This window comes from Ruminococcus sp. D54t1_190329_F1, from assembly GCF_015551645.1.
In the GTDB taxonomy this organism is placed as follows: domain Bacteria; phylum Bacillota; class Clostridia; order Lachnospirales; family Lachnospiraceae; genus Blautia_A; species Blautia_A faecis.
This window is the reverse complement of record NZ_JADNDC010000015.1, coordinates 43,404-69,232: the sequence shown is the minus strand read 5'-3', so window position 1 is coordinate 69,232 and position 25,829 is coordinate 43,404. Positions and strand designations below refer to the sequence as shown.

The following is a 25,829-nucleotide window of genomic DNA, read 5'->3' as shown; positions in this document are numbered from 1 at the left end:
CTGGTTGCGCAGACTTTTTATGTGGAAGAAAGACCCGGCAAAATTTCTCAGCCTGTCAGTCAGCTTTGTCAGAAAGCCGTAAATCCATATCTTCCAGTGGAATAAACACATTCGCCCGGAATATACCGTTTCTGGCAGAAAAGTCGGCATATCCACCATATTTCTCTGCTGTTTTGGAAACAGAAGCAATTCCAATTCCCTGCCCGCTGTGACTTGTTGAATAAAAAGCTGCCCCATTTCTCTGCACTTCTCCTGCATAGGTGTTTTCAATATTGATCAGAAGTTTTCCCATTTTTACTTTGCAGATGCAATTTACATAAGCCTCATCCGCGTTCTCTTCTTTTTGCACTGCTCTCACTGCATTTTCCATCAGATTACCAAAAATCCTGCAGATATCCAGATCAGAAATTTTCATTTTCTCTGGAACCTCTACTGAATATCTGTACTTTATACCTTTTTGCTCCAGCTGTGACGCATAGTAATGTAAGATTGCATCCACAGACATGTTCTTGCAATAGCATACTGGTGTCTGCATTTTTTCGGTGCTCTCCTGTGCGAACTGATGAAAATACGCTTTCAGTTCTTCATAATGTTCCTGTTCCAGCAGAATGGAAGCAGTACGGATATACTGTCTGAAGTCATGTCTTGTACGGCTTGCCTCTTCCAGTGCATCAGTTAACTTCTGATAATGCTCCTTTTGCATAAGCAGACGCAATTCCATCTGTCTGGACTGTTTTTCATAGATCAGCCGCATCCGATAGCCTTCTGTCAGTTCTCTCCAGAGAAACATTCCAAATATACCTGTCAAAATGATGCCGCCCCATTCCGGAAACCAGCCGCCAATAATCGGATCATACAAAGACCATATGCGGTCTGCTGCCAGAGATACTGCGTAAATTACGGTTCCTGCAAGAAGAGAAATGCCCTGCATCCCTTCCGTATAGAAAAACGCAGTTAAAACAAGGCATACAGCGGTAAACCATTTCAGCACCTCTGTTGCCGCTGAAATACCATAAGAAAGAGCTGCGTTCTCCATTCCCCCTGCAAAAATCCCGGCAAGCGTAACCCCAAGACCTGCCACAGCTGTAGCAAGACCCCCCCATACCATCCACTTATACTTTTGCCCTGTGATCTCATATTCCAGCAAAAGCATTGCCGGAAAAGCAAGAAAATAGAACAGCATTTCAACAGAGAACCAGGGCTGTACTCTTAGCGCCAGATATGTATGCAGAAGGGGATAGCAGGTATACCCGAGCACACAAAGGCATACTCCTGCAAAAAGTACATTTGCCCTGCTTCTGGTTTTAAAAAATGCCCATACGGAAAACGCCAGAACCAGAATGATCAAGGTAAATACAGAGGAATTGATAAACACCGCAATTCCCCTTATGGTGTTTATTTTTAAAGGATTTCCAAAAACAGGTACACTCTGGATTCCCGGCGAAGCAGAGCTTTTATCTGTCACTGCAATCAGAATTTCTAATGAAGTATTGGCCTTGAAGGTAAACATTCTGTTCTGAGTCCGTTCCACATAATGATCCGGGTCCGGATTTCCCATCTGTCCGACCAGAACACCATCCACATACAAATTATATGCTGAAAAAATTTCCGGCAGATACAAACCATATGTATGCTGCTCAGCGGGAAGCATGATTTTTAACCGGTATGTACCACTCCCATACGGACTTCTCTCACTGTTTCCAAGTTCCATTCCACCATATTCCCCAATAGAAATATAACGAAAATAATATTTATCCAGATCATCCTCCGGCGTAAGAAGTGCATCCGGATAATATTCCCATTCTCTGGACAAATAATAGACAGGAAAGCTCTCATAGGAGCCATCTGCATACAAAAGTCCGTGTATGGCTTTTTCCTCTCTTGTCATATATTTGTTATTCGAACAATACAACACGTAAAAAAACATAAAGGATAGAATCATGGTTATGATTACAGTTCCCCACAGCAGCTTCCTTCCTTTTTTATTTGCTTTGTTCTCCTTCACCCCGTTCCCCCTTTCGGAGCTTTTTGCCGCGTCTCATTGGTATATTCCATAACAATATTAACAAAATTACAATTATTATAACAATTGAAGCCGTTTTTTTATGTTGACTGTTAAGATTCTCATCTGAATTCGCTTTCTGGTTTTTGACATCTTCCGAAAGAAGTTCCTCAACCTGTTCTGACAGCTTTTCTTCCCCTGAGTCCGCCGCATTTTCCAGACTGTCTCCTTCCGGATCATCCTCTTCTGTGTTTCCACCATTCTCTGTCTGATTTTGTGGTTGCTCTTCCACTGTATAATCTCCGGTTTTATCAATGGGAATCACCGCAGCGTTCTGTGCATCATTTACCGAACCTGTATAGGAGTTACCGTCTTCGTCTGTCAGCATAGTCTGAGAGTCACGGTTCGCATACGGAATCTCCACGGTAGCTCCTGGAATATCTGTAACAGCTTCTCCGTTTTTGGAAATTTTTACAGAAACATCACTTCCCACCCAGGAAATGTCTGTTTCAATCTGATCCTCCGCTTTTATATTCCAGCCTTTTACCACTTCCACAGGAACCCTGACCAGCACTCCGTCTCCTTCAAAAGGAATCAGCTTTACACCATTCTTCATAAGATCCAGCAGCCTGTTTCCTACAAGGATGGCGGAAGTATCCGTTACCCGCTCCGTTTCATTGTCAATATCCGGAAGCTCTTTGCCATCCCTGTCTGCATAGTTGCGCTTGTACCAGTGCTCATTAGAAATCAGCTCCCCACCATACACAAAAGTATATACCCCGGTACTTCCACCTGGATAGGTTACGTAAATTCCATATTCCCAGCCAGCTTTAAGAACACTTTTTTTCAGATACAGACCCTTTCTGTCAAAATAGAAATTACTTTTGCTTATTTCTTTATCTTCATTATTTTCCAGCAGATATACCTGCAGATTGTCCAGCTGTTCATCTGTAAAACGGTCTAATATCATAGGAAAAAACAGAGTATCCACGCCAACCACACAGCACGTCTGTACTTCCGGCTGATCCGGGCGCTGAACGGTAATATAAGCAGACGCCCCCGGAACAGTAAGCTCCTGATCCACCGTGCAGCCTTCTGGAGCTGCAAAAGTTCCCGTCACTTTATAAACGCCAGGAGCATTCACATCAACCTGACTGAAATCCCATACCGAAGGCATGATAACAGCCGGATGGGCCGCAGTATCCTCATATTCTTCACAGGTGCTCCCAAGAATATAAAAAGTCTCCTCCAGCTCGGTCCGTACTTCTGCCAGACTCTGCCCCGCCCGCACCGCATATACCATGCAGCGCTGCAGGCTCTTTTCGTCAATCTCCTCGCAGGAACGGATAACAGTATCTTTTGATACTGTCCCGCCAATTGTTCCAGGCTGATAACTGAGTATCTCCAAGCTTCCATCTGACTGATAGCGGTATTTAAGATTTCTGGTTTTCCCTTCATTATAAACAACTGTCAGTGTATATATATTTTCAGCTATCATACTCTGGCAGGAAAGATACACCCCATCGGTATCCGCAAATCCATATCCTTCCTCGCTTACATTTACCCAGTCCTCTCCTTCTCTTTGAAGCCATATTGCCATCTTATCCGGATTCTGCTCTGTGATCCATGGAAAATAGTAAATACCTGCTGAAATCATTCGGGAATACACCTGAATCTCCGGCTGTCCCGGATTCTGTACAGAAATCCATGCTGTCCATTCCGGAAGACCGACATTGCTTGTATATCCTTCCGGAAGTCTCACTGTCCCTGTAATCTTATAGGCTCCCACAGTCTGAATATCAATTCCGGAATAGTCCCAGATTGCATCCAGATAAAGCTCTTCCCCGTCTTCTGTATATGCAATGCAGCTCATGCCATCATAAATTTCCTGCAGTTTCTGCAGGCTTCCGCCTTTCAAAACTACTCCGGCAGGTATGTAGAAAATTCTGGAAAAATCCCTTATTACATTTTCTGCTGCCCTTACTTCCTGCACGCTTTTCCAGGCAAATATGCAAAGCAAAAAGAAAAAAACACTTATCAGACCTTTTAACCTTTTTTTCATTGATTTTCTCCCTTGTCCCAAGCATATAAGATTTTATCGTATAATACAAGAAACCTGTGGCGAACCGCAGGTTTCCGTGAAAAATGGGTGTTACTGTTTACTTTATCACAACAACAAGAGCGTGTTTGAAAAAGGCTTTCTGCAAGATGTGCGTCACAATTTGTGGGGCGTGCAGATTGCAGGAATGATTTTTCAAACAGGCTCTAACTTTGCATTGTACCGTAATATGTTTTACATGAATGTCTTACTATCAGAAACAAAACTCCCTGAAAAAATCACATTCTGCATCATTGCACTGGGCAGCATCAATTGTTTTTACATCGCAGTGGAACACGTGACCAAGTTTATTAACCTTATCTCCAAACACACGATATACAAAGGGCACATTATTCTCCATCAGTTTCTGGACTAATGCAGGTGCCTGTGCTTTCTGATGATCTGCCACGGAAGTCATACAAAATACAGGAGGATAAACATCTGTAATGCCGTTCAGTACATCAATGCTCTCCAGTTCTTCCTCTGTACCGCCTTCCGGAAGAAGTTCCTTCATGATCAACATAGTCATATTGTCTGCCCCTTCCCTTGGGATCCTGTACACACCGCAATTTAAAGCAATTGCAGTAAGGGCAAAGCCCTCTGGTACAGCAAAATCATATTTGGCAGCATATGCCGGATTCGTACAGATTGCTGCATAAAGTCCCAGAAGATGAGCTCCTGCAGAATCTCCTACTGCAAAAATACGTTCTGTATCAAAATGGAATCTTCCTGCACGCTTCATCACCCACTTGCATACCAGATTTACATCCTCTAACTGTGCTGGAAATTTGCTCTCAGGAGCCAGACGATATGTAAAGTTTACAACAGCAAATCCTCGCTGTGCAAGACTCATACAATAGTACTGGTATCTTTCTTTATCTCCATACATCCAGGCTCCTCCATGAACGCTGATAATGATCGGAAGGTCTTCTCCCTGTGCCTGCTTCGGCCTGTATACGTCCAGCCTCTGCATCTCCCTGTCATCATGTCCATATACAATATTATCCCAACGTTCGATGTCTTCCGGGGTATTCATAAGAGCATCGCGCTCATCATCTGCCTTTTTAAATTCTGATCTGATCTTATCGCTAAATTCAGACATTGTAGTTCCTCCAGGTAATGTATTTTTTCTGTGAATATTATAAATGATACCAGTGTCAAAAGACCTTTTGACACTCATTTCATTATAGATGAATTATATAGAAAAAACAACAGGAAAGAATCCTGCTTGCTGCATAAAAAAAGAACACCCAATCAACTCAGGTGTTCTTAAAAGATTCGCCATTAGTCTTCAACTTTAACGATCTCTTTTTTGTTATAGCTTCCGCAAGCCTTGCAAACTCTGTGTGGCATCATAAGCGCGCCGCATTTGCTGCATTTTACAAGGTTCGGAGCGCTCATTTTCCAGTTTGCTCTTCTCTTATCGCGTCTTGCTTTGGAAGATTTATTCTTTGGGCAGATGGACATTTCGGTTACACCTCCTTAAATTTACTGAATATATCACTGATAGCTGCCATACGGGGATCCTTAGGCTCCTCGGCACATCCGCAGGGACCATTATTCAGGTTCTTCCCGCATCTGCTGCAAATCCCTTTGCAGTCTTCTTTACATAAGACTTTCAAAGGCCAGCTCATCAGTACCTCAAGATAGACCAAACGGTCCACATCCAGGTCATAGCCGGTGAGATAGCTGCTCTCATCCAGATCATTCACACGTTCTTCATCCGTAAGCTTCATGTCAAGTTTCCTCTTGAATTCAAAAGGAATCCTGGTCCTAACCTCTTCCAGACATCTGTCACATGGAATTCCAACAGTCACAAGACCGCTTCCCTCCAGTTCCAGAACTCTGTCGCCGGTATTCGTAATCGTAAGCTCTACAGGTTCCTTCGCCAGTACTGGAAAGGTTCCCTGCTGGAAGGTGATGGTATCCATCTCAAAAGCAACACTGTAGTGCTGACTCTTACCTTCGCTGGATGAAATATCTGATAAATGTATCTGCATAATCGTCTCCCTATTCACACTTAATCAATTATACATACCCTGTCATTATTTGTCAACTTGAATTTTCTCTTATATACAATAAATTTTCAAAAAAAGTTACTGTTCACTCCGCAATGTCATTTAGTTAATTGGAATATGAATGAGATAACACCATTAGAAATACGATATTAGACACGAAAGTTATTGGATTTGATTATGAGAGTGGGAAGTTGGAAAATTTTATCAACATAAAGGATATTTTCTTCAACGACAAATAAGCAGATTTTCATCTGCTTCAAAAAATGCTATAATTCAAAGTGTTATGAATTTTCTTAAGCAGCTCTATATATAAAATACCGAGGTTTTGGAAATGAGCTGTCTTTAGCCTTGGGTATTGGCGTTCGTCCCTTATTGGAATAAGTTCGGACTTAAGGATTTCCATAACATCTATGGAATCTTCTTTCATGGTCAGACGAAGGAAGATTCTACTTATATGTGCCGCTACTGTAAAATTCACTTTGTAGGCATGCTTTGTTTCACGTTTTTCAATTATCGTATTGTTGATTATGGTTTCTGTCACATTATATAGAATGATTCTTGCATAGATTTCCTGCTTTATATAATCTGGTTTATACGAATGAAAGTTGTTTAGACCAATCGTATATTTCAGTTTTCGAAAAGAGGATTCTATAGACCATCTGGCAAAGTATAAAAGTTTTAGTTGCTGCATATTGAATTCTTTACGTGGAAGATTTGTGACCAGACACTCATAGGTATCATCAGATATTTTAATACGAACGACCCGGAAAGAGATATCGTATGTATCATCGGCCCCGTATTCAAGATAATCAAAAGATGTAGCGTGGTCCACAAAACGTTTATAGTAATCAGTTTTCACCTGGATTTTTCTCGAGTAACTTCTGACAAGTGTAACATTCACATCGATATCGAAGGTGTCAGAATCAGGATAATTAAATTTTCCAACCAGACCTTTGGAGTGAATATCTTTAGTTCGAAAAAGAAAATATTGGGCAGAAGCAATAACATGAGCCATGTTGTTATAAGAACAATATCCACGGTCACCTATATAAACATTTTTAGTATTAGGAAGAGCCGGATGTCTGTCAACAATGGTACAGAAAGCATTGAATTCATCTTTTTTTATGAACCGGTTGAATGAGAATATCAGTATAGATATGTTTTTGAATATCCTGAAATGCGTTAATATGCATGCTGTAAAATCCTTTCTGTGAATGCCCTTGATTTACGTAGTACTCATCTGGTGAAAAGGATGCTTTGCTAAAATAGGTGGCCGTGGATCCATCGGCAGCAATAAAACGGTATTTCGATGAAACCTTTTCTTGGAAAATGGCATCATTAAATTCATACATAACTTGTTGAAGTGCCTCTGGTTTGAGTTTGGCCCTTTGCTGATTAAGAGCTGAATTTGTCACGCAGTTATTACTTAGATTGAAAAAATCTAAAAGTTCTAATTTTGTTGAGGCGGAGCCTTCTGAAATCAGAAATGAGATAAGTTTATCAGCTGGAAGTTTTTTGTGGCGTTTCAAATCTTTTTCTGGAGAAAAAGTATACTGGTCAATGTTGTCAACGACCTTTGAGACAGCCGAATTAAATATGGTTTTGATTTGGTTTTGTAGCATAAAAAAATCTCCTTGTAGTTGTATTTGCATCGTGCAGATGCTTCTTTAACTACAAAGGCCGCTCTCACTACTTCTAAAAACCAATCAGTAGTGAGAGCGGCCGTACATTTGAGTTGAAGTGTCAACCCCTATTTAGGGAAAAACTAAAAAAGAGGTTAGACCTCATGTATAAGATCTAACCTTGAAAATTAACTAAATGACATTGGTTCACTCCGTTCACAGTAACGCGCTTCGCGATGCACAAGCTGACGAAATTTCAGGTGGAATATAAAATCAATTTCCTGTTGCATATAAAATCCTGCCAGAGCGTATGATTCTCTGGCAGGATTTATGCATTTATTTTTACAAAGTAATGCAGTATTACCGCAAAGCAGCCTGCCTCTCAGCAACTGACTTTGCAATGTACTGCTGATCACACTGCAGCTGATTATTTGTTACTGTTCACTCCGTTCACAGTAACGCGCTTCGCGATGCACAGAAAGACGAACCTTCTTGTGACAAGCACAAGAAGTAGCGTTTGCTTCGCAAACTTAATTCTCGGGTTTTCTGTGAACTTTGTTCACAAAAAACACCTCGCGGAACGTTACCAGTGAACAGTAACGATTATTTTACAAGTGCTACAGTATCACGGCAGATTGCAAGCTCCTCGTTAGTCGGGATAACTGCAACCTTTACCTTGGAATCAGCACCGGAAATAACAACTTCCTCGCCCATAGCCTCATTAGCCTTAGCATCAATTGTAACACCAAGGAATCCAAGATAAGAGCAGACTTTCTCACGAATCATGCCAACATTCTCACCGATACCAGCTGTAAACACGATTGCATCAACACCGTTCATAGCAGCTACATATCCACCTACATATTTCGCAATGCCATAGCAGAGAACTTCGATTGCATTCTTAGCATCCTCGTTGCCCTCAGCGGCTGCGGCTCTAAGGTCACGCATATCACTGGAAACACCGGACATACCCTGAAGACCGGATTTCTTATTGAGAACATTCATAACACCTGCAAGATCCAGGTTCTCTTTCTTTGCAATGTACTCAACGATAGCCGGATCAATGCTTCCGGAACGTGTACCCATTACAACACCTTCAAGAGGAGTAAGACCCATTGTAGTATCTACGCATTTGCCATTCTGTACAGCACTGATGGAAGAACCGTTTCCAAGGTGGCAAACGATAACCTTGGAGTTATCTTTGTCAAGGCCAAGGAACTCAACAGCACGTTTGGATACGAAGCTGTGGGAGGTTCCGTGGAAGCCGTATCTTCTTACTTTGTAGTTCTTGTAGTACTCGATCGGAAGTCCGTACAAATATGCTTTTGCAGGCATTGTCTGATGGAATGCGGTATCGAATACACCTACCTGAGGTACGTTTGGCATAAGCTCGGAGCATACGCGGATACCGATCAGGTTTGCCGGGTTGTGAAGCGGTGCAAGATCGTTGCACTCTTCTACTGCTTTGATCATCTCATCTGTGATGATAGCGGAAGAAGCGAATTTCTCGCCGCCGTGTACGATACGGTGACCAATTGCATTAACCTCTGCAAGGCTCTTGATCGCGCCTGTTTTCTCATTTGTAAGAGCTTCCAGAACCATCTGGATGGCTTCTTTATGAGTCGGCATGGAAGCCTCTGTGATTTCTTTGTCATTTCCGGCTTTCTGGTATACCAGTCTTCCGTCAATTCCGATTCTCTCGCAAAGTCCTTTTGCAAGAACAGCTTCTGTGTCGGAATCGATCAACTGGTATTTTAAAGAAGAACTACCGCAGTTAATTACCAATACATTCATTTTTTTACTCTCCTGTTTACATGATTATGTATTACCTGACACCAGATATTTTATTCCTCTGGTATCTCTTCAAGGGCATGTGCCCTCAATCACAATACGATTCAGCCCTTTTCAGACTAATTCCAAATTAGTCCTGAGCCTGGCACTGTACGGATGTGATAGCTACAACACCAACGATATCGTCAGCGGAGCATCCACGGGACAGGTCATTTACAGGTTTTGCGATACCCTGGGTGATAGGTCCGTAAGCTTCTGCTTTTGCAAGACGCTGAGCCAGCTTGTATCCGATGTTTCCTGCATCAAGGTCTGGGAAGATAAGAACGTTAGCCTTACCTGCAACCGGGCTTCCCGGAGCTTTAGAAGCACCTACGCTTGGAACGATAGCCGCATCCAGCTGGAACTCTCCGTCAAGTGCAAGGTCCGGATTCTGCTCTTTCGCAATCCTGGTAGCCTCAACAACTTTATCAACATCTGCATGTTTCGCACTTCCCTTTGTAGAATGGGAAAGCATAGCTACTACAGGCTCTTCCTGTACAAGAAGCTTGAAGGACTCAGCAGAAGAAGCTGCGATTGCTGCAAGTTCTTCTGGATTCGGGTTCTGGTTCAGACCGGAATCACCGAATACGAATGCACCGTTAGCGCCGTACTCGCAATCCGGAACGATGATCAGGAAGAATGCGGAAACAAGCTTGGTACCTGGTTTTGTCTTCAGGATCTGAAGGCATGGTCTTAAGGTATCAGCTGTAGAGTGGCAAGCTCCGGAAACCATACCGTCTGCATCGCCCATCTTAACCATCATAACACCATAATACAGATACTGGTTCAGAAGGATCTCCTTAGCCTGCTCTGGTGTCATGCCTTTTTTCTGTCTTAACTCTACTAATTTGTCAATATATCCCTGAGTCTTCTCAGATGTTGCAGGATCTACGATCTGTGCACCGGAAATGTCGAAGCCGCCTTCAGCTGCGCTCTTCTTAACTGCTTCCTCATTACCAACAAGTACAAGCTTAGCAATTCCCTCTTTTAAAATTTTGTCTGCTGCTTCAAGAGTTCTCATGTCCTCTGTCTCTGGCAGTACGATTGTCTTAATGCTGGATTTTGCTCTTTCTTTGATTACATCAATAAATCCCATGATTAAATGGCTCCTTTCATTTGTTACAGTAATCCTCTGGGAACTGGCATAAATATCCCTTTCCCTTTCAGTAACTTATCCTCATTATACGCCACCCCGCCTTGTATTTCAAGCTTTTCAATGTTAGAATATGGAAGAACAACGTATTTTTTGAGGTGCAATTTTATGAAAACAGCCGGAATTATTGCAGAATACAATCCATTCCATACAGGACATGAATATCAGATAAACTATATAAAAGAAAAACTAAGGACAGACTATGTAGTTATCGCCATGAGTGGTGATTTCGTGCAAAGAGGAACCCCTGCTCTTTTTTCAAAATATGTACGTGCAGAAATGGCTCTTCGGAGCGGCGCAGACCTGGTTCTGGAGCTGCCGGTTTCCATTTCTTCTGCCAGTGCAGAGTTATTTGCCAGAGGAGGCGTACAGCTTCTGGATGGACTTGGGGTTACAGATATACTTTGTTTCGGAAGTGAATGCGGTGATACGGATGCGCTTATGGAGCTGGCCAAAATCCTGGCAGAGGAGCCGGAAGCTTTTCAGGACGCCCTTCGCCGGAATCTGAAAAACGGAATGACTTTTCCAAAGGCCAGAAGCATGGCTCTCTCTGCAGTTTTTCCCGAATCAGAAAAATACCAGCAATTGCTCTCTTCCCCCAATAATATTCTTGGAATCGAATACTGCAAGGCTATTTTACGGGAAAACAGCTCTATTTCACCGGTTTCCATTAAACGGGAAGGAAATGATTATCACGAAAATACTCTGTCTGAAAATCACTTTCCTTCTGCTTCTGCTATTCGGAATGCCATTTTGGATTTCAACGTTCCACCCAAAGGGGACTGGTCCAATACCAAGCATTCCCACTGCTTTTTATCTGAAGCATCAGAAACCTCAATACAGAATTTTGCGTTCCTTTCTGATATGGCAAAAAAATTTTTACCAGCAAATTCCCTGGAACTATTTTTACAGGCAATTTCCAGAAATCATTATCTTCTGGAAAACGATCTGGATACGCTTTACCGCTACTGTCTTCTTCAGGAAAAAGAAGAAAGCCTGTGCACATATCTGGACATGTCCCACGCTCTTGCCAGAAGGATTCTCTCCTGCAGGGATCAGTATAAAACATTTTCCCAGTTTGCCGACCTCCTGAAAACCAAGGAGATCACACGCACCAGGATCCAGAGAGCACTGCTTCACATGCTTCTTCATATTCAGAGTGTGCCAGCGCAGATTCCCTACGCCCGGGTTCTGGGATTTCGAAAAAACAGTTCTGCGCTTCTGGGCAAAATAAAAAAATGCAGCAGCATTCCTCTGCTTACCAGACTGCCGGATGCTGCCGCAGTGCTTGAAAACGCACCGCAAGCTATGGATTTACTAAATGAAACAACTTTCGCATCCAATCTTTACGAAAGCATTCTGGCACAAAAAAACAGTGCTTCTTATGTTCATGAATACAGACAACAGATTATTATTGTATAATATTCTCTACTGCATAAAGAGCCCCGGCTACTGCATTTCCGTGCAATAGCCAGGGCTCACTTTTATCAATTTCGTCTTACTCATTAGAAAGAAGGATACGGTCATTATCCAGTTTCTTTCCTGCTCCAACTTTAAACTTGTCAAGCAGTCCTTCCACAGTAAGGCCTTTTTTCTCCTCTTCCTTGATATCCAGAACAATATCACCGGAATCCATCATCAAAATACGATTTCCAAGCTCCAGTGCAGACTGCATATTGTGGGTGATCATCAGACAGGTCAGTCGGTGCTCTTTCACGATCCTGCTGGTCAGGTTCAGCACCTTCTCGGCTGTTCCCGGATCAAGAGCTGCTGTATGCTCATCCAGAAGAAGCAATTTCGGTGGATTCATAGTTGCCATCAAAAGAGTAAGTGCCTGTCTCTGGCCTCCTGAAAGAAGTCCCACTGGATGGTTCATGCGATCTTCAAGACCAATATCCAGAAGTGCAAGCTGTTCACGAAAACGCTGTTTATCACTTTTGGAAATACGGGAAAGCCAGCCTCCCTGCCCTGCAGCAAGCGCAAGGTTCTCCAGAATCGTCATTCCAGGAGCAGTTCCCCGCATCGGATCCTGATACAGTCTCCCGATATTTTTTGCTCTGGCATGCTGTGGCAGAAATGTAATATCCTCTCCATCCAGAACAATAGATCCGGAATCTGTGAGAAAATCTCCACAGATGGCATTAAACATAGTAGATTTACCAGCTCCGTTGGAGCCGATAATCGTTGCAAAATCGCCTTTTTCAAGATGCAGAGACAAATCTCTGATTGCCACTTTTTCATTTACCGTTCCTGGATTAAAGGTTTTGGAAATATGTGAAAGCTTTAACATGAATCAGATACCTCCCTTCTTGTGCGTCATTCTTCTTTTCAGCTGCGGCCACTGTCGTTTCAGATAAGGACCGGAAATTGCCAGAATAACGATCACAGAAGATACCAGTTTCAGCATAAACGCCGGCATGTTAAATCTTAAAGCTACCGTATAAACCAGTCGGAAAATAAAAGAACCCAATACCATTCCCACAGCTCTTACAAAAATTCCGCCTTTTCCAAGAATTGTTCCTCCGATCAGCAGGGAAGCAAGCGCAATGGTAACCATTCCCTGACCGATGTTAATATCCACAGATTTCTGAGACTGGGAAAGAAGGCATCCGGACAGTGCTGTAAAAGAGTTTGCAATACAAAGTCCGATAATCGTTGTAAATACCGGGTTGATAGACGACGACTTCACCATATCTGCATTATTTCCTGTAGCACGGATTGCAAGACCAAGCCGCGTCTTTAAAAATACCACCAGAAAAGCAACCACTGCTGCTACTGCGATCAGCGCAACAATTATATCTGTTCTTCCCTTCAGAGGGGTATCTGCCAGAACATCCTTCATCATGGAAAACACCGTATCTGTACGGTTCATATTGATCAGGGAAGAGCCTCCCATCACTGCTATGTTAATCGAATACAACCCTGTATTCACAATAATTCCCGCAAGCAGACTGTCTACTCCCATTTTTGTCTGCAAAAATCCGGTTACAAAGCCAGAACAGATTCCGGCAAGCATTGCTGCTATTATTGATAAAAAAGGATGTCCGCTGACCGCCACGGCGGCTCCTACAGCGGCTCCTAATGTAAAGCAGCCGTCTGTAGAAAGGTCGCAGACATTCAGCATGGAATAACTTAAAAACAATGCAAGGACAGTCAGGGAACAGATCAGTCCAAGTTTCAAGGCAGTTTCTCCTAAGGAGAGTGCAGTAGCCAGTGTCACAATCATTTCCTCCGGTTAATCATTAATTTGCTTCCAGTTCGTCAAAGCTCTCTGCTGTCACAATCTCATTTACCTGTGTGCAGAGCGGCTCCATAGCAGCTTTGACAGTTTCAAAATCAAGGCCGAGAGCTTCGCATGTTTCTGTGTTTACAGTAGCAGTACCATTATCAAAGGTTTCTACAGGAGTGGTTGCCGGATCAGCTCCATTCAGAAGGATATCAGCAACCATATCTGCTGTTTTTGCTCCAAGATTTGCGTAATCAACACCGTATCCTGCGAAAGCACCATTTAACGCAAAGGAATCAGCTCCTGTGTAATGCGGAATTCCTGCATCAATAAATTTCTCATAAATAGAAAGCTCTGCTGTCATAATAGTATTATCAGTTGGGGTAAACACTGCGTCAACACCATCTGCAACAAGTGCATCTGCTGCAAGCTGAACTTCATCAGTAGTGGTTCCGGTACGCTCAACATATTCGATTCCGTTCTCATCCATGTAAGCTTTTGCTGCCTCGATGGCTGCTGTAGAGGAATCCTGTCCGATATCATATAAAAGTCCGATCTTCTTGGTATCCGGATTTACAGCTTCGATCAGTTTCATAATGGAAGCGGTATCCAGATAATCGCTTGTTCCGGTAAGATTTGCACCAGGTGCCTCCAGGGACTCTACAAGACCTGCACCAACCGGATCCGATACTGCGGAGAATACAACCGGTGTGTCAGTTCCTTCTGTGCTTGCCTGCATACGCATAGCTACTGGTGTTGCAACGCCAACCATAAGGTCTACACCGTCTGCCTGGAAATCAGAAATAATCTGCTCCATAACATTGGCATCTGCATTACAATTGTCATAGGAAATATCAAAGTTTACACCCTTCTCATCACCGATTTCTTTCAGGCGGCTTTCCAGATTGTCTACGATCTGGTTCAGAGATGCGTCATCTACATAATTGCAGATACCGATCTTGTAGTCCTCTGCAAGAACAGGTGTTGCCATCATCATAGTTGCCATTGTTGCTGCTGCGATTGCGATCATTCTTTTTTTCATAGTGTTTTCCTCTCTCTCTTAAAATTGGCGGGAGCGTGTTTAAAAAGGCTTTCCGCATAATATGTGTCACACTTTACGGAAATGATTTTCAAACAGGCTCCAGAAGATAACTAAGCCGATCTTCTGCATCTTGTCTGCGAGAAAGAATGAGTGGTAAAATGGATATCAAAAAACCGTCTTCAAAAAACAACATTCCCTGTTGCTCTTTGAGACGGTAATAAAATCTTATTATCGCGGTGCCACTCAAATTGACAAATCGTCCACTTTCTCATGTACAAACATACACTCCTGATTGGTAACGGGTTCGGTTCCCGTCGGCGCCTACTCTCCTGAAATATAATTTCGGGCCGCCCTCGAAAGTCCATTCCATCAGCCGCTTCATACGAAGATCACACCATCCTTCGCTCTCTGATAAGTCATTATTCAGTCCATTCATAACGACTAAATGTCACATCTGATTTACTACTCTTTCTCATCGGTTTAACTGATTTATACTTTAGCACAGTGATGTAAGAATGTCAAGTGCAAATTTATCCAAAAAAGTTTCTGTTCACTCCGTGACCAGTAACCCAGAAAACTTAGTTTTTAAAGCTATGGATCGGAGCTGGAATTCTTCCGCCTCTTGCCACAAACGCATCACAGGAGAAATTATTTACCGGCATGATTGGTGCATAGCCAAGAAGACCACCGAATTCTACTGTCTCTCCTACTCCTTTTCCGATAACAGGGATCAGACGGACTGCTGTTGTTTTCTGGTTCACCATTCCAATTGCTGCTTCATCTGCAATAATGCCGGAAATGGTGGATGCCTTCGTATCACCTGGTACTGCGATCATATCAAGTCCCACAGAGCATACGCAGGTCATAGCCTCTAATTTCTCAATGGTAAGGGCACCTGCTGTTACCGCATCGATCATTCCCTGATCCTCGCTGACCGGAATAAATGCACCACTCAAGCCTCCAACTGCTGTGGAAGCCATTACACCACCTTTTTTTACCTGGTCATTTAACAGGGCAAGAGCTGCTGTAGTTCCAGGTGCACCGGCTCTTTCAAGACCGATTTCTTCCAGGATCTCAGCCACACTGTCACCGATTGCAGGAGTAGGCGCAAGGGAAAGATCCACAATTCCAAATGGAACGCCAAGCATCTTGGAAGCCTCCCTGGCAACCAGCTGACCTACACGGGTTACCTTAAATGCAGTTCGTTTGATCATCTCACAGAGAGTTTCGAAATCCTCTCCTCTTACTTTCTCCAGAGCGGTTTTTACAACACCTGGACCACTGACGCCAACATTAATAATACTGTCAGCTTCTGTAACGCCGTGGAAAGCACCTGCCATAAACGGGTTGTCATCCGGCGCATTGCAGAATACTACCAGCTTGGCACAGCCAAGGGAATCCTGTTCTTTGGTTGCCTGAGCTGTTTCCAGAATAATCTCTCCCATAAGCTTCACGGCATCCATATTGATTCCAGTCTTTGTGGAACCAACATTCACAGAACTGCATACCCGCTCTGTACTGGCAAGCGCCTGCGGAATAGAACGGATCAGAAGCTCCTCTGCCGGTGTCATTCCCTTACTTACAAGAGCTGTATATCCACCAATAAAGTTCACTCCCACCTGCTTGGCAGCTTTGTCCAGGGTCCTGGCTATTGTTACAAAATCATCTGTAGTTTTGCATGTAGCACCCCCAATCAGACCGATTGGTGTAACAGAAATTCGTTTGTTTACAATTGGAATTCCGTACTGTGCTGATATTTTCTCACCAGTTGCCACCAGATCTTTGGCATATGTGGTAATTTTGTTATAAATTTTTTCGTTTAATTTCTCAAGATCGCTGTCAATACAATCCAGCAGGCTGATTCCAAGAGTAATGGTACGTACATCCAGATTCTCCTGCTCGATCATTTTGTTGGTCTCATTCACCTCAAATATATTAATCATAGCATTCGTATTCCTTTCTATGGATATATCACCTACAGGCGACATTTTTGTTAAATGAAAGTCCGATGGATGGGACTTTCATTTCAAATTCGATGCATTACGTTGAAAATATCCTCATGCTGACAATGGATCACTACGCCGATCTCATCCCCGAGAGCAGCCAGTTCTTTGGAAAGAGTTGCAATTTCCTTGTCTGAAGCACTGGTATCTGCGACCATCATCATGTTAAAATATCCCTGTACAATCGTCTGGGAGATATCCAGAATGTTAACCTGATTCTGGGCAAGATAAGTACATACCTTTGCAATAATACCAACGGTGTCATTTCCTACTACTGTGATAATTGTTTTTTTCATGATACTCCTCCTGTATTTGGGTCTGCAGCCCATTTTGACTGTCCCAGGGAAAATACAGCTTTAAGTTTTCCCTGATCTGTATATAAAAACTGAACCTGTATTTCAAATATAGTTTTGTTTCTTTACTGTAAATTATCTCCTCTACAATACAACCACATCTGAAATACTGTCCCGTTTCGCAACCTGAATCTGAAAATCTTTTGATCTATATGGATTATCTCCAAGAGTTACCTCTGAGCACACAGTCTCATAGGCAAGAGCCTCATAGTTGTTTTCTTTGCTTAAATGTCCAAGAAAAACAGCTTTCATGTCATCATGCAAAAGCCTGCAAAGCAGCTTTCCTGCATTTTCATTGGAAAGATGTCCCCTGTCGCCTAAGATACGCTGTTTCAGATAATAGGGATAACTTCCCACCTGAAGCATACGGATATCATGATTTGCCTCCAGCAAAAGAGCATCCAGATTTTGTAAATTATCTACTATGTAATCGTTATATTTTCCAAGATCTGTGGCGATTCCAACTGCCTTGTCTTCACACTCAACCCGGTATCCTACCGGCTGTGCCGCGTCATGTGGAATAGAAAAAGGATGAATGGTCAGATCCCTGATATGAAAATCCTGATCCTCCACAATCTCATGAAAAGTGTCTTCCGGAAAATTCTTCATATTCTTCATTCTGCTGATTGCATCTGCAGTTCCACCTGTAGTATAAACCGGAATGTGGTATCTGCGTGCCATCACCCCCAGACCGCTGATATGATCGGAATGCTCATGAGTGACCAGAATCGCATCAATGTCCCTGCCAGTAAGTTCCAGCTGGTTCAGTCCCTGCTCGATCCTTTTGCCGCTTATTCCTGTATCTACAAGAACATGGGTTTCTTCTGATCCCACATAAATACAGTTTCCGCTGCTTCCACTGGCAATGCTACAAAGTCTCATTTCTTCTTACTCCTTCATCTATCTGCTTCCAGGTTTTTTCCACATTTCCGTTATTTTCTACAACGAAATCTGTATGGGCTCGAAAATAATCTTCGCTGGCCTGATTTCCGATAATTCCAAGAGATTTTTCCCTTGTATAGCCTCGGTTTTTCATCAGGCGCTGAATGCGGATTTCCTCATCTGTATGAATATACCATACTTCATCACAAAACTCCTGGTAATGTTCTTCCAGAAAAAGTGCAGCTTCCACAATGCATAGCTTCCGTCCCTTATTCTTCTGTTCCTCCAGGCTTTTCAGGATATATCTTTTTACAGCCGGATGAATTATTCCATTTAGGCGGCTCAAAAAATCCGGTTGCTCAAATACTACATCGGAAACCCTCTTCCGGTCAATAGTTTTATCGTTTTTTATCACATCTTTCCCAAACAGATCAATCACTGGCTGATAACATTCCTGTCCCGGAGCCATCACAATATGTCCCACTTCGTCAGCCTGTATAACAAAAGCATTATATTTTTTCTCAAGATAAGCAAGCACCGTACTTTTTCCGGCACCAACTCCTCCTGTAATACCAATTGTCTTCATTTGTCCTATTCCTTACTGCTTCGATTTCACCTGGTAATTATGAGGTGCAAACTATTTTCTTCCTCAATCCTATTCCAGACATAGCTCTGATTCTACTTTGCCTCGTACCAGTTATTCCCCTGATGCATATCTACTTCCAGCTCCACTGCCAGATTGGCTGCACCCTTCATTTCCTCTTCCAGAATTCTTGATACCTGAGGGATTTCATCTTTCCAAGTCTCGATCAGCAATTCATCGTGGACCTGAAGCACCAGTCTGGATCTCAGTTTCTCATCCAAAAGACGTTTATACACACGATTCATGGCAATTTTGATAATATCTGCGGCAGTTCCCTGAATTGGCGAGTTCATGGCAACACGCTCGCCAAAGGATCTCTGCATAAAATTGCTGGATTTCAGTTCCGGAACCGGTCTTCTTCTGCCAAACATAGTGGAAACATAGCCTTTTTCTTTTCCCTGCTCCACAAGTCCATCCAGAAATCCCTTTATGCTTGGATAGGTCTCAAAATATTTCTGGATATAAGCGGCAGCCTCTTTTCTTGTAATACTAAGATCCTGGCTAAGACCAAAAGAGCTGATGCCATATACAATGCCAAAGTTTACCGCCTTGGCATTTCGTCTTTGCAGAGGAGTGACCTCCTCAAGCGGAATATGAAAGACCTGAGACGCTGTCAGTCGATGAATATCTTCCGCCTCCCTGTAAGCCTTGATCAGCTTTTCATCCCCGGACATGTGAGCCAGAACACGCAGCTCAATCTGTGAGTAATCAGCATCCAGGAATACAAATCCAGCTTCCGGTACAAATACTTTGCGGATCAGTCTTCCAAGCTCCATTCGGACTGGAATATTCTGAAGGTTTGGCTCTGTACTGCTGATTCTGCCAGTGGCAGTTATGGTCTGGTTAAAAGTGGAATGAATTCTTCCATCCTTCTCGATTACGGCTCCAAGACCGTCTGCATAAGTGGATTTCAGCTTTGTAAGCTGACGATATTCCAAAATATCATTTACGATTGGATTCTCTGATGCCAGTTTCTCTAATATATCTGCGGATGTGGAGTAGCCGGTCTTCGTTTTCTTTCCTCCCGGAATAGCCATTTTTTCAAAAAGGATCACACCAAGCTGTTTCGGAGAATTGATATTAAATTCTTCTCCTGCCTGCTGCCAGATCAGCTTTTCCAGTTCATGAATGCGGACAGTCAGCTTTTCACCATAATTTTTCAATTCTTCTCCTTTTACTTCGATTCCCCATTTTTCCATGGAATCTAACGTAAATACAAGAGGAAGTTCAATCTCTGTGTATACCTTCCACATACCTGTTTCCTGAAGCTTCGCTTTCAAGGGGGCTCTGGTGGCAAAAGCGGTATACGCCATATAGCATGCCAGATGTTCCAGTTCCGGCATATCCTCCTCCCAGGCCTTTTTCAGGGATATTTTTCCCAGAAGCTCTTCTTTTCCCGGAAGGAGCTTCCCATCCAGATAATCTTTTGCAAGCTCTTCATAAGTATAAGTACTTTTCAAAGGATTCAGAAGATAAGCTGCAATGCCACAGTCAAATACGTTTGCATCGGGTGTTAGATCAGCACGCTTGAGCATGGTTTTTACGTCCATGGAACAAACTGTGGTAGACTTCCCCAGCCTGCCGATCTTATCACTTAAATAAGCTGCTGTTACCATTCCCTCCACAGGAACATAATACATTTCATCTTCCCCTAATGCCAGACCAGCTCCATAGACACCTTCTTTATCCCAGAGAAGCGCTATTCCCACAGCTTCTGCCTGTCCCGCTTTTTCAAAAAGTGCCTCACAGCCCTCCAGATCATTGCAGATGAAAAAATCCTGTTCTATTGTATTTTCATTCACTTCAGCCGGATCAAATTTCATCAGAAAATTCCGGAAATCCAATTTTCTGCATAGCTCGTAGGCTTCCTTTGTAAAAATATTTCCTAACTGGAATTTCTCCTGTTCAAATTCTATGGGGCTGTTTGTACAAATAGTTGCAAGCTCCTTACTCAGCTGGGCCATCTGGTAATTTTCCCTCAAAGATTCTCTGGCCCGCTTTTGTGAAATCTCTTCCACATGGGAAAAAGCATTTTCTATGGAGCCATATTCTGCAAGCAGCCTGGTGGCTGTCTTCTCTCCGACACCTGGAATTCCAGGAATATTGTCGGCAGCATCACCCATAAGAGCCTTTAATTCTATAACCTGGGCAGGAGTAACCAGATACCGCTCCTGCACCTGGTCTTCCTTATAGTCTTCTATAACAGTCTGCCCTTTTGCAGTCCTTGGCAGACGGATCATGGTTTTCTTAGTCGCCAGCTGTAAAAGATCACGGTCACCGGAAAGAATGATTACATCCATACCTTTTTCTTCACCTTTTTTCGCCAGCGTACCAAGAATATCGTCTGCTTCAAAGCCTGCAAGGGAAACTGTGGCGATTTCCATCTTTTCAAGCATCTCTTTCAAGAGCGGAATCTGTTCCTTTAGTTCCTGAGGCATGGGCTTACGTGTACCTTTGTATTCTGGGTATTTCGCATGGCGAAAAGTCGGCTCACTTCTGTCAAATGCCACTGCCAGATATTCCGGTTTCTCTTCTCCCAGCACTTTAAACAGGATATTTAAAAAGCCATAGACAGCACCTGTATGCAGACCTTCTGAATTAGTCAGATCCGGAAGTCCGTAAAATGCCCTGTTTAAAATACTGTGACCATCTATCAGTAAAATTTTCTCACACATATAAGCCTCCTGTACCGTGTTTCCTATAATACCTGCATAATAATATAAATCAAAAATCCACCCAGTCCGGCAATCAACGCGCAGAATCCCATTCCACTCAGCGCGCGGCGGAATCTCATCTTCAGTATATAATGCTTGGATTTACGAATATCTTCTTCCAGAAGCTCCCGAAGATCCAATGTGGAATCTCTGCTCTGCTCATCCAGCTGCTGCATGGCAGCATGAACAATAAAATAAGTTTCCAGTTCGTCGTAACAGGACGGACAATTCTCCACATGTTCCAGAAAATCCTCCAGTTCATCTACAGATAAATCATGCTCAATGTATCGGTTTACCATACTCTCTGCTGTCTGACAATTCATGGAAACACACCTCCCTTTTGCAGCCCATATTTGTTATTATATCCGAATCTCCCTCAAAACACAAGAGACAGCAGATGTTTGATCGGATACGGTTACTCTTTAAACAGACAATGTAAATAACAAAAATCTGCTTAAGAGGTATCCGATCATTTTCTGCTGTCCCTTATTTTATATATCCGGCAATGCGGTTCTCTTTATTGCCGCAAAATCCAGTCAAATAATACAAAAATGCTTTTTTACTCTGCACTGGCAGTAAGAGACTTCGGCGGATCATTTAAAATCTTCATAAATTCCTCGCCTGTGATTGTTTCATGCTCATACAAATATTTTGCCAGTTCATGAAGCTTCTCAATATTATCCTCAAGAATCTTATAGGCCTTCTCATGCTGTCTTCGTACCAGCTCTACTACCTTTTTGTCCAGAAGTGTCTGTGTTTCAAAGGAGCAGCTAAGACTTGAATCACCGCCCAGATACTGATTGTTCATACTTTCCATCGCAACCATATCAAACTCATCGCTCATGCCATAGCGTGAAATCATGCCTCGGGCAATCTTGGTAGCCTGCTCGATATCATTCGACGCGCCAGTTGTAATACTGTGGAAAATCAGTTCTTCAGCAGCACGTCCACCAGTAAATGTAGCAATTTTATTCTCCAATTCTTCCTTTGACATCAGGAAGTGCTCCTGCTCATCCACCTGCATGGTGTATCCAAGAGCGCCTGAGGTACGGGGAATAATGGTAATCTTGTGAACCGGAGCAGAATCCGTCTGTTTCGCCGCCACAAGTGCATGTCCCACCTCATGATAGGATACGATCAACTTCTCCTTATTGGAAAGCACCCGGTTTTTCTTCTGATAACCAGCGATAACTACCTCAATACTCTCCTCAAAGTCAGCCTGGGTAGCAAACTTCCTGCCGTCACGGACAGCACGAAGAGCTGCCTCGTTTACAACATTGGCAAGCTCTGCACCGGAAGCGCCGGCTGCTGCCTTGGCAATTTCATCGAAACGGACACTGTCTGCGATTTTGATCTTTCTGGCATGGACTTTCAGGATTTCCTCACGTCCTTTCAGATCCGGAAGTTCTACCGGAATACGTCTGTCAAAACGACCTGGACGCAGAAGGGCCGGATCCAGGGAATCCGGACGGTTGGTAGCAGCCAGGATCACAACTCCCTTGGAGCCGTCAAATCCATCCATCTCTGTAAGCAGCTGGTTTAATGTCTGCTCACGTTCATCGTTTCCACCTGTGAAGCTTCCGCTGTCACGTTTCTTACCAATGGTATCAATCTCATCAATAAATACAATACAAGGTGCCTTCTCATTTGCCTGTTTAAACAGATCACGAACCTTGGCAGCACCCATGCCCACAAACATTTCCACAAATTCCGAACCGGAAATAGAGAAAAACGGTACTTCTGCTTCTCCTGCAACTGCCTTGGCGAGCAATGTCTTACCTGTACCAGGAGGTCCTACAAGAAGGGCGCCTTTGGGCATAGATGCTCCAATCTCCGTGTATTTCTGTGGATTGTGAAGATAATCTACAATTTCCGTAAGAAGCTCTTTCGCCTCGTCCTCACCTGCCACATCTGTAAATTTAATTCCTGTAGAAGACTTCACATATACTTTGGCATTGCTTTTTCCAAAGGACATTGCTCCGCCAGGGCCTCCGCCCATAGAGCTCATCATCTTTTTACTCAGCCATCTCCCAAGGAAAACAAAGATTACGATTGGAATCACATATCCGATCACCAGACTGAGAAAGATGGACTGCTTCTGAGGCTCCACTGCTTCCATACTGGTTCCGGCTTCATAAAGGCGGCTTACAAGGTCTGGATCATCCATACGTACAGTCTTGCACACCACGTCCTCGCCGTTCTTTCTGACTACATAATAGATATAATCGTCCTGCACCTCTGCCTTGGATACATTTCCACGCTCTACATTGCTGAGGAATGTACTATAGTCGGTCTTCTCCACAGAGCGTTCCTGCATGGCAGGAATGGCAAATATGTTCAGGAAAAGGATCACCCCAACCGCTATCAGTGCAAAAATGTACAATGGCCGGTTTTCTGGTTTTTTATGGTCAATATTCATTGGCATTTCCTCCATTTTCTGTCAACTGTTAAATACTTTAGCATTTCCATGTATGAATATCAATATTCTGCCTCAAAAATTTATAAACTTTTCATAATTTCATCTTTACTTTATTTTTATAATGTGCTATTATATCAATTGTTCAACCGCCGGCATGTCGGAATGGCAGACGAGGCAGACTCAAAATCTGTTGTAGGCAACTACGTGTGGGTTCAAGTCCCACTGCCGGCACTTTTTCATATTTCATATGTTATATAAATCCTGTCAAATCCTTGATTTTACGGGATTTTTTATTGTTCAGAATTTCAAAAAATGGCAAGGGTTGTCAAAAATTTGCCCTGCATTTGCCTCGTGGATTCATACTTTTGACCATCAATCTCCAACTGTTCCAAAGAAATTCTTTCTATATAGCAAAAGAGGATCCGCCAGCATTTCAGCGGTTCCTCTTTTCATTTACACAGTCTGCAAGCCAAACGCATCAAACTGTTTTTATCTTACTCATAAGTAATTACGCCCGGTCTTCATCCTCCAGCATTTTCTCATAAATCGGGAAGCAGTCGAAAGTTGCAAAGTAATCTCTTGGAGTCTCGGCGCGACGGATCATATCGAAGCTTCCATCTTCGTGAAGAAGGATCTCCGCAGATTTCAATTTACCATTGTAATTATATCCCATGGAAAAACCATGTGCGCCAGTATCATGAATCACCAGATAATCTCCCATATCAATCTTCGGAAGATAACGGTCAATTGCAAACTTATCATTATTCTCGCAAAGAGATCCTGTGATATCATACAGATGATCGCAAACCTGATCCTCTTTTCCAAGAACAGTAATATGATGATAAGCACCGTACATAGCCGGCCGCATAAGGTTTACTGCGCAGGAATCCACACCGATATACTCTTTGTGAGTGTGCTTCTCATGAATCGCTTTTGTTACCAGGCAACCATAAGGTCCCATCATGAATCGTCCAAGTTCTGTATAAATAGCTACATCTCCCATTCCTTCCGGAACCAGAACTTCTTCATATACCTTGCGTACACCCTCTCCAATTGCACGAATATCGTTTGGAGTCTGCTCTGGGCGATAAGGAATACCTATACCACCGGAAAGATTGATGAATTTAATATGCGCCCCAGTCTCCTTCTGAAGCTTCACAGCAAGTTCAAACATAACCTTCGCAAGCATCGGGTAGTAATCATTCGTCACTGTATTGCTGGCAAGAAATGCATGAATTCCAAACTCCCTGGCGCCCTTACTCTTCAGGATACGGAATGCATCAAAAATCTGCTCCGTAGTCATGCCATATTTTGCATCCCCGGGATTATCCATAATATCGTTACTGATTTTGAACACTCCGCCAGGATTATAACGGCAGCTGATAATCTCCGGAATCTTTCCAACAGCTTTCTCTACACTCTCAATATGAGTGATGTCATCAAGATTGATAATTCCACCTATCTCATCTGCATATTTAAACTCTTTATCCGGAGTGTCGTTGGAGGAAAACATAATGTCTCCCTTCTTACATCCGATAGCTTTGGAAAGCATCAGTTCTGTCATGGATGAGCAGTCACATCCGCAGCCATATTCCTGCAAAATCTTGATCAGGAATGGGTTCGGGGTTGCCTTTACTGCAAAAAACTCCTTAAAGCCTTTGTTCCATGCAAAAGCTTCCTTTAAAGCCTGTGCATTCTCCCGGATTCCTTTCTCATCATAAAGATGAAATGGGGTAGGATATTTTCCGGCAATTTCCTGTACCTTTTCCAGTGTTACAAAAGGTGTCTTTTTCATAATAGTTTCTCCTCGTTTGTAAAATACAG

General features: G+C 43.0%; 21 protein-coding genes and 1 tRNA gene. 2 read left to right on the top strand and 20 right to left on the bottom strand.

Features of this window, described 5'->3' with window-relative positions:
* Positions 1 to 55: 55 nt before the first annotated feature.
* The 9 genes from I2D69_RS20955 to pta all read right to left on the bottom strand — a co-directional run bounded on the left by I2D69_RS20955 (position 56) and on the right by pta (position 10,666).
* Positions 56 to 2,005: a GHKL domain-containing protein gene (locus I2D69_RS20955; protein ID WP_195379752.1), complete on the bottom strand. Its 1,950-nt coding sequence runs from the start codon at positions 2,003 to 2,005 to the stop codon at positions 56 to 58.
* Positions 1,983 to 4,064 (bottom strand): hypothetical protein, encoded by a 2,082-nt coding sequence (locus I2D69_RS08715; protein WP_195379751.1) that lies wholly within the window; start codon positions 4,062 to 4,064, stop codon positions 1,983 to 1,985. Before I2D69_RS08715 ends, I2D69_RS20955 begins: the two co-directional genes overlap by 23 nt.
* A 250-nt stretch (positions 4,065 to 4,314) precedes the next feature.
* Entirely contained in the window at positions 4,315 to 5,202 is an 888-nt protein-coding gene (locus I2D69_RS08710; RefSeq protein WP_195379750.1) for an alpha/beta hydrolase, read from the bottom strand.
* Positions 5,203 to 5,384: 182 nt separating this feature from the next.
* Positions 5,385 to 5,567, bottom strand: a complete 183-nt coding sequence (gene rpmF, locus I2D69_RS08705; RefSeq protein WP_077610953.1) for a 50S ribosomal protein L32 — start codon at positions 5,565 to 5,567, stop codon at positions 5,385 to 5,387.
* Positions 5,568 to 5,572: 5 nt separating this feature from the next.
* Positions 5,573 to 6,100: a DUF177 domain-containing protein gene (locus I2D69_RS08700; RefSeq protein ID WP_195379749.1), complete on the bottom strand. Its 528-nt coding sequence runs from the start codon at positions 6,098 to 6,100 to the stop codon at positions 5,573 to 5,575.
* 274 nt (positions 6,101 to 6,374) lie between these two features.
* Positions 6,375 to 7,244 (bottom strand): transposase, encoded by an 870-nt coding sequence (locus I2D69_RS20070; protein ID WP_347708390.1) that lies wholly within the window; start codon positions 7,242 to 7,244, stop codon positions 6,375 to 6,377.
* Entirely contained in the window at positions 7,231 to 7,740 is a 510-nt protein-coding gene (locus tag I2D69_RS20065; RefSeq protein WP_243243784.1) for a hypothetical protein, read from the bottom strand. Before I2D69_RS20065 ends, I2D69_RS20070 begins: the two co-directional genes overlap by 14 nt.
* Before the next feature lie 603 nt (positions 7,741 to 8,343).
* Positions 8,344 to 9,534: an acetate kinase gene (locus I2D69_RS08690; protein WP_118580050.1), complete on the bottom strand. Its 1,191-nt coding sequence runs from the start codon at positions 9,532 to 9,534 to the stop codon at positions 8,344 to 8,346.
* Positions 9,535 to 9,661: 127 nt separating this feature from the next.
* A complete protein-coding gene (gene pta, locus I2D69_RS08685; RefSeq protein WP_118580048.1) occupies positions 9,662 to 10,666 on the bottom strand; it encodes a phosphate acetyltransferase in 1,005 nt (334 codons plus the stop codon).
* Positions 10,667 to 10,831: 165 nt separating this feature from the next.
* On the opposite strand from pta, the gene I2D69_RS08680 reads away from it, so the two are divergent.
* On the top strand, positions 10,832 to 12,145 hold the full coding sequence (locus I2D69_RS08680) for a nucleotidyltransferase family protein (RefSeq protein WP_173774110.1): 1,314 nt from the start codon (positions 10,832 to 10,834) through the stop codon (positions 12,143 to 12,145).
* Between the two features lie 76 nt (positions 12,146 to 12,221).
* On the opposite strand, the gene I2D69_RS08675 is transcribed toward I2D69_RS08680, so the two are convergent.
* The 10 genes from I2D69_RS08675 to ftsH form a co-directional block, all read right to left on the bottom strand.
* Entirely contained in the window at positions 12,222 to 13,013 is a 792-nt protein-coding gene (locus tag I2D69_RS08675) for an ATP-binding cassette domain-containing protein (RefSeq protein WP_195379748.1), read from the bottom strand.
* 3 nt (positions 13,014 to 13,016) lie between these two features.
* Positions 13,017 to 13,949 carry an ABC transporter permease gene (locus I2D69_RS08670; protein ID WP_195379747.1) on the bottom strand — a complete coding sequence of 311 codons (933 nt, stop codon included), beginning with the start codon at positions 13,947 to 13,949 and terminating at the stop codon, positions 13,017 to 13,019.
* A gap of 16 nt (positions 13,950 to 13,965) precedes the next feature.
* Entirely contained in the window at positions 13,966 to 14,991 is a 1,026-nt protein-coding gene (locus tag I2D69_RS08665) for an ABC transporter substrate-binding protein (protein ID WP_173718134.1), read from the bottom strand.
* A gap of 578 nt (positions 14,992 to 15,569) precedes the next feature.
* The gene (locus I2D69_RS08660; RefSeq protein WP_195379746.1) at positions 15,570 to 16,934 is read right to left on the bottom strand and encodes a PFL family protein; all 1,365 of its coding nucleotides are present in this window, start codon (positions 16,932 to 16,934) and stop codon (positions 15,570 to 15,572) included.
* A gap of 83 nt (positions 16,935 to 17,017) precedes the next feature.
* Positions 17,018 to 17,290, bottom strand: a complete 273-nt coding sequence (locus I2D69_RS08655) for an ACT domain-containing protein (RefSeq protein ID WP_021925040.1) — start codon at positions 17,288 to 17,290, stop codon at positions 17,018 to 17,020.
* Between the two features lie 141 nt (positions 17,291 to 17,431).
* A complete protein-coding gene (locus I2D69_RS08650; RefSeq protein WP_173718133.1) occupies positions 17,432 to 18,229 on the bottom strand; it encodes an MBL fold metallo-hydrolase in 798 nt (265 codons plus the stop codon).
* Positions 18,216 to 18,815: a dephospho-CoA kinase gene (gene coaE / locus I2D69_RS08645; RefSeq protein WP_148462829.1), complete on the bottom strand. Its 600-nt coding sequence runs from the start codon at positions 18,813 to 18,815 to the stop codon at positions 18,216 to 18,218. Before coaE ends, I2D69_RS08650 begins: the two co-directional genes overlap by 14 nt.
* Before the next feature lie 92 nt (positions 18,816 to 18,907).
* Positions 18,908 to 21,547 carry a DNA polymerase I gene (polA, locus tag I2D69_RS08640; protein WP_173718132.1) on the bottom strand — a complete coding sequence of 880 codons (2,640 nt, stop codon included), beginning with the start codon at positions 21,545 to 21,547 and terminating at the stop codon, positions 18,908 to 18,910.
* A 23-nt stretch (positions 21,548 to 21,570) separates the two neighbouring features.
* Entirely contained in the window at positions 21,571 to 21,909 is a 339-nt protein-coding gene (locus I2D69_RS08635; protein ID WP_173735330.1) for a zf-HC2 domain-containing protein, read from the bottom strand.
* 236 nt (positions 21,910 to 22,145) lie between these two features.
* Positions 22,146 to 24,005: an ATP-dependent zinc metalloprotease FtsH gene (ftsH, locus tag I2D69_RS08630; protein ID WP_173769727.1), complete on the bottom strand. Its 1,860-nt coding sequence runs from the start codon at positions 24,003 to 24,005 to the stop codon at positions 22,146 to 22,148.
* A 148-nt stretch (positions 24,006 to 24,153) separates the two neighbouring features.
* Between ftsH and I2D69_RS08625 the strand changes: the two genes are divergently transcribed.
* Positions 24,154 to 24,236: transfer RNA gene (locus I2D69_RS08625), tRNA-Leu, on the top strand.
* A 277-nt stretch (positions 24,237 to 24,513) separates the two neighbouring features.
* Here I2D69_RS08625 and I2D69_RS08620 read toward each other — a convergent pair.
* A complete protein-coding gene (locus I2D69_RS08620) occupies positions 24,514 to 25,800 on the bottom strand; it encodes a diaminopimelate decarboxylase (RefSeq protein ID WP_173735328.1) in 1,287 nt (428 codons plus the stop codon).
* Between the last annotated feature and the right edge of the window lie 29 nt (positions 25,801 to 25,829).

Coding starts and splice junctions, on each gene's coding strand:
- I2D69_RS08715 (WP_195379751.1), bottom strand. CDS start 4,064: ATGAAAAAAAGGTTAAAAGGTCTGATAAGTGTTTTTTTCTTTTTGCTT.
- I2D69_RS08710 (WP_195379750.1), bottom strand. CDS start 5,202: ATGTCTGAATTTAGCGATAAGATCAGATCAGAATTTAAAAAGGCAGAT.
- rpmF (WP_077610953.1), bottom strand. CDS start 5,567: ATGTCCATCTGCCCAAAGAATAAATCTTCCAAAGCAAGACGCGATAAG.
- I2D69_RS08700 (WP_195379749.1), bottom strand. CDS start 6,100: ATGCAGATACATTTATCAGATATTTCATCCAGCGAAGGTAAGAGTCAG.
- I2D69_RS20065 (WP_243243784.1), bottom strand. CDS start 7,740: ATGCTACAAAACCAAATCAAAACCATATTTAATTCGGCTGTCTCAAAG.
- I2D69_RS08690 (WP_118580050.1), bottom strand. CDS start 9,534: ATGAATGTATTGGTAATTAACTGCGGTAGTTCTTCTTTAAAATACCAG.
- pta (WP_118580048.1), bottom strand. CDS start 10,666: ATGGGATTTATTGATGTAATCAAAGAAAGAGCAAAATCCAGCATTAAG.
- I2D69_RS08680 (WP_173774110.1), top strand. CDS start 10,832: ATGAAAACAGCCGGAATTATTGCAGAATACAATCCATTCCATACAGGA.
- I2D69_RS08675 (WP_195379748.1), bottom strand. CDS start 13,013: ATGTTAAAGCTTTCACATATTTCCAAAACCTTTAATCCAGGAACGGTA.
- I2D69_RS08670 (WP_195379747.1), bottom strand. CDS start 13,949: ATGATTGTGACACTGGCTACTGCACTCTCCTTAGGAGAAACTGCCTTG.
- I2D69_RS08665 (WP_173718134.1), bottom strand. CDS start 14,991: ATGAAAAAAAGAATGATCGCAATCGCAGCAGCAACAATGGCAACTATG.
- I2D69_RS08660 (WP_195379746.1), bottom strand. CDS start 16,934: ATGATTAATATATTTGAGGTGAATGAGACCAACAAAATGATCGAGCAG.
- I2D69_RS08655 (WP_021925040.1), bottom strand. CDS start 17,290: ATGAAAAAAACAATTATCACAGTAGTAGGAAATGACACCGTTGGTATT.
- I2D69_RS08650 (WP_173718133.1), bottom strand. CDS start 18,229: ATGAGACTTTGTAGCATTGCCAGTGGAAGCAGCGGAAACTGTATTTAT.
- coaE (WP_148462829.1), bottom strand. CDS start 18,815: ATGAAGACAATTGGTATTACAGGAGGAGTTGGTGCCGGAAAAAGTACG.
- polA (WP_173718132.1), bottom strand. CDS start 21,547: ATGTGTGAGAAAATTTTACTGATAGATGGTCACAGTATTTTAAACAGG.
- I2D69_RS08635 (WP_173735330.1), bottom strand. CDS start 21,909: ATGAATTGTCAGACAGCAGAGAGTATGGTAAACCGATACATTGAGCAT.
- ftsH (WP_173769727.1), bottom strand. CDS start 24,005: ATGAATATTGACCATAAAAAACCAGAAAACCGGCCATTGTACATTTTT.
- I2D69_RS08620 (WP_173735328.1), bottom strand. CDS start 25,800: ATGAAAAAGACACCTTTTGTAACACTGGAAAAGGTACAGGAAATTGCC.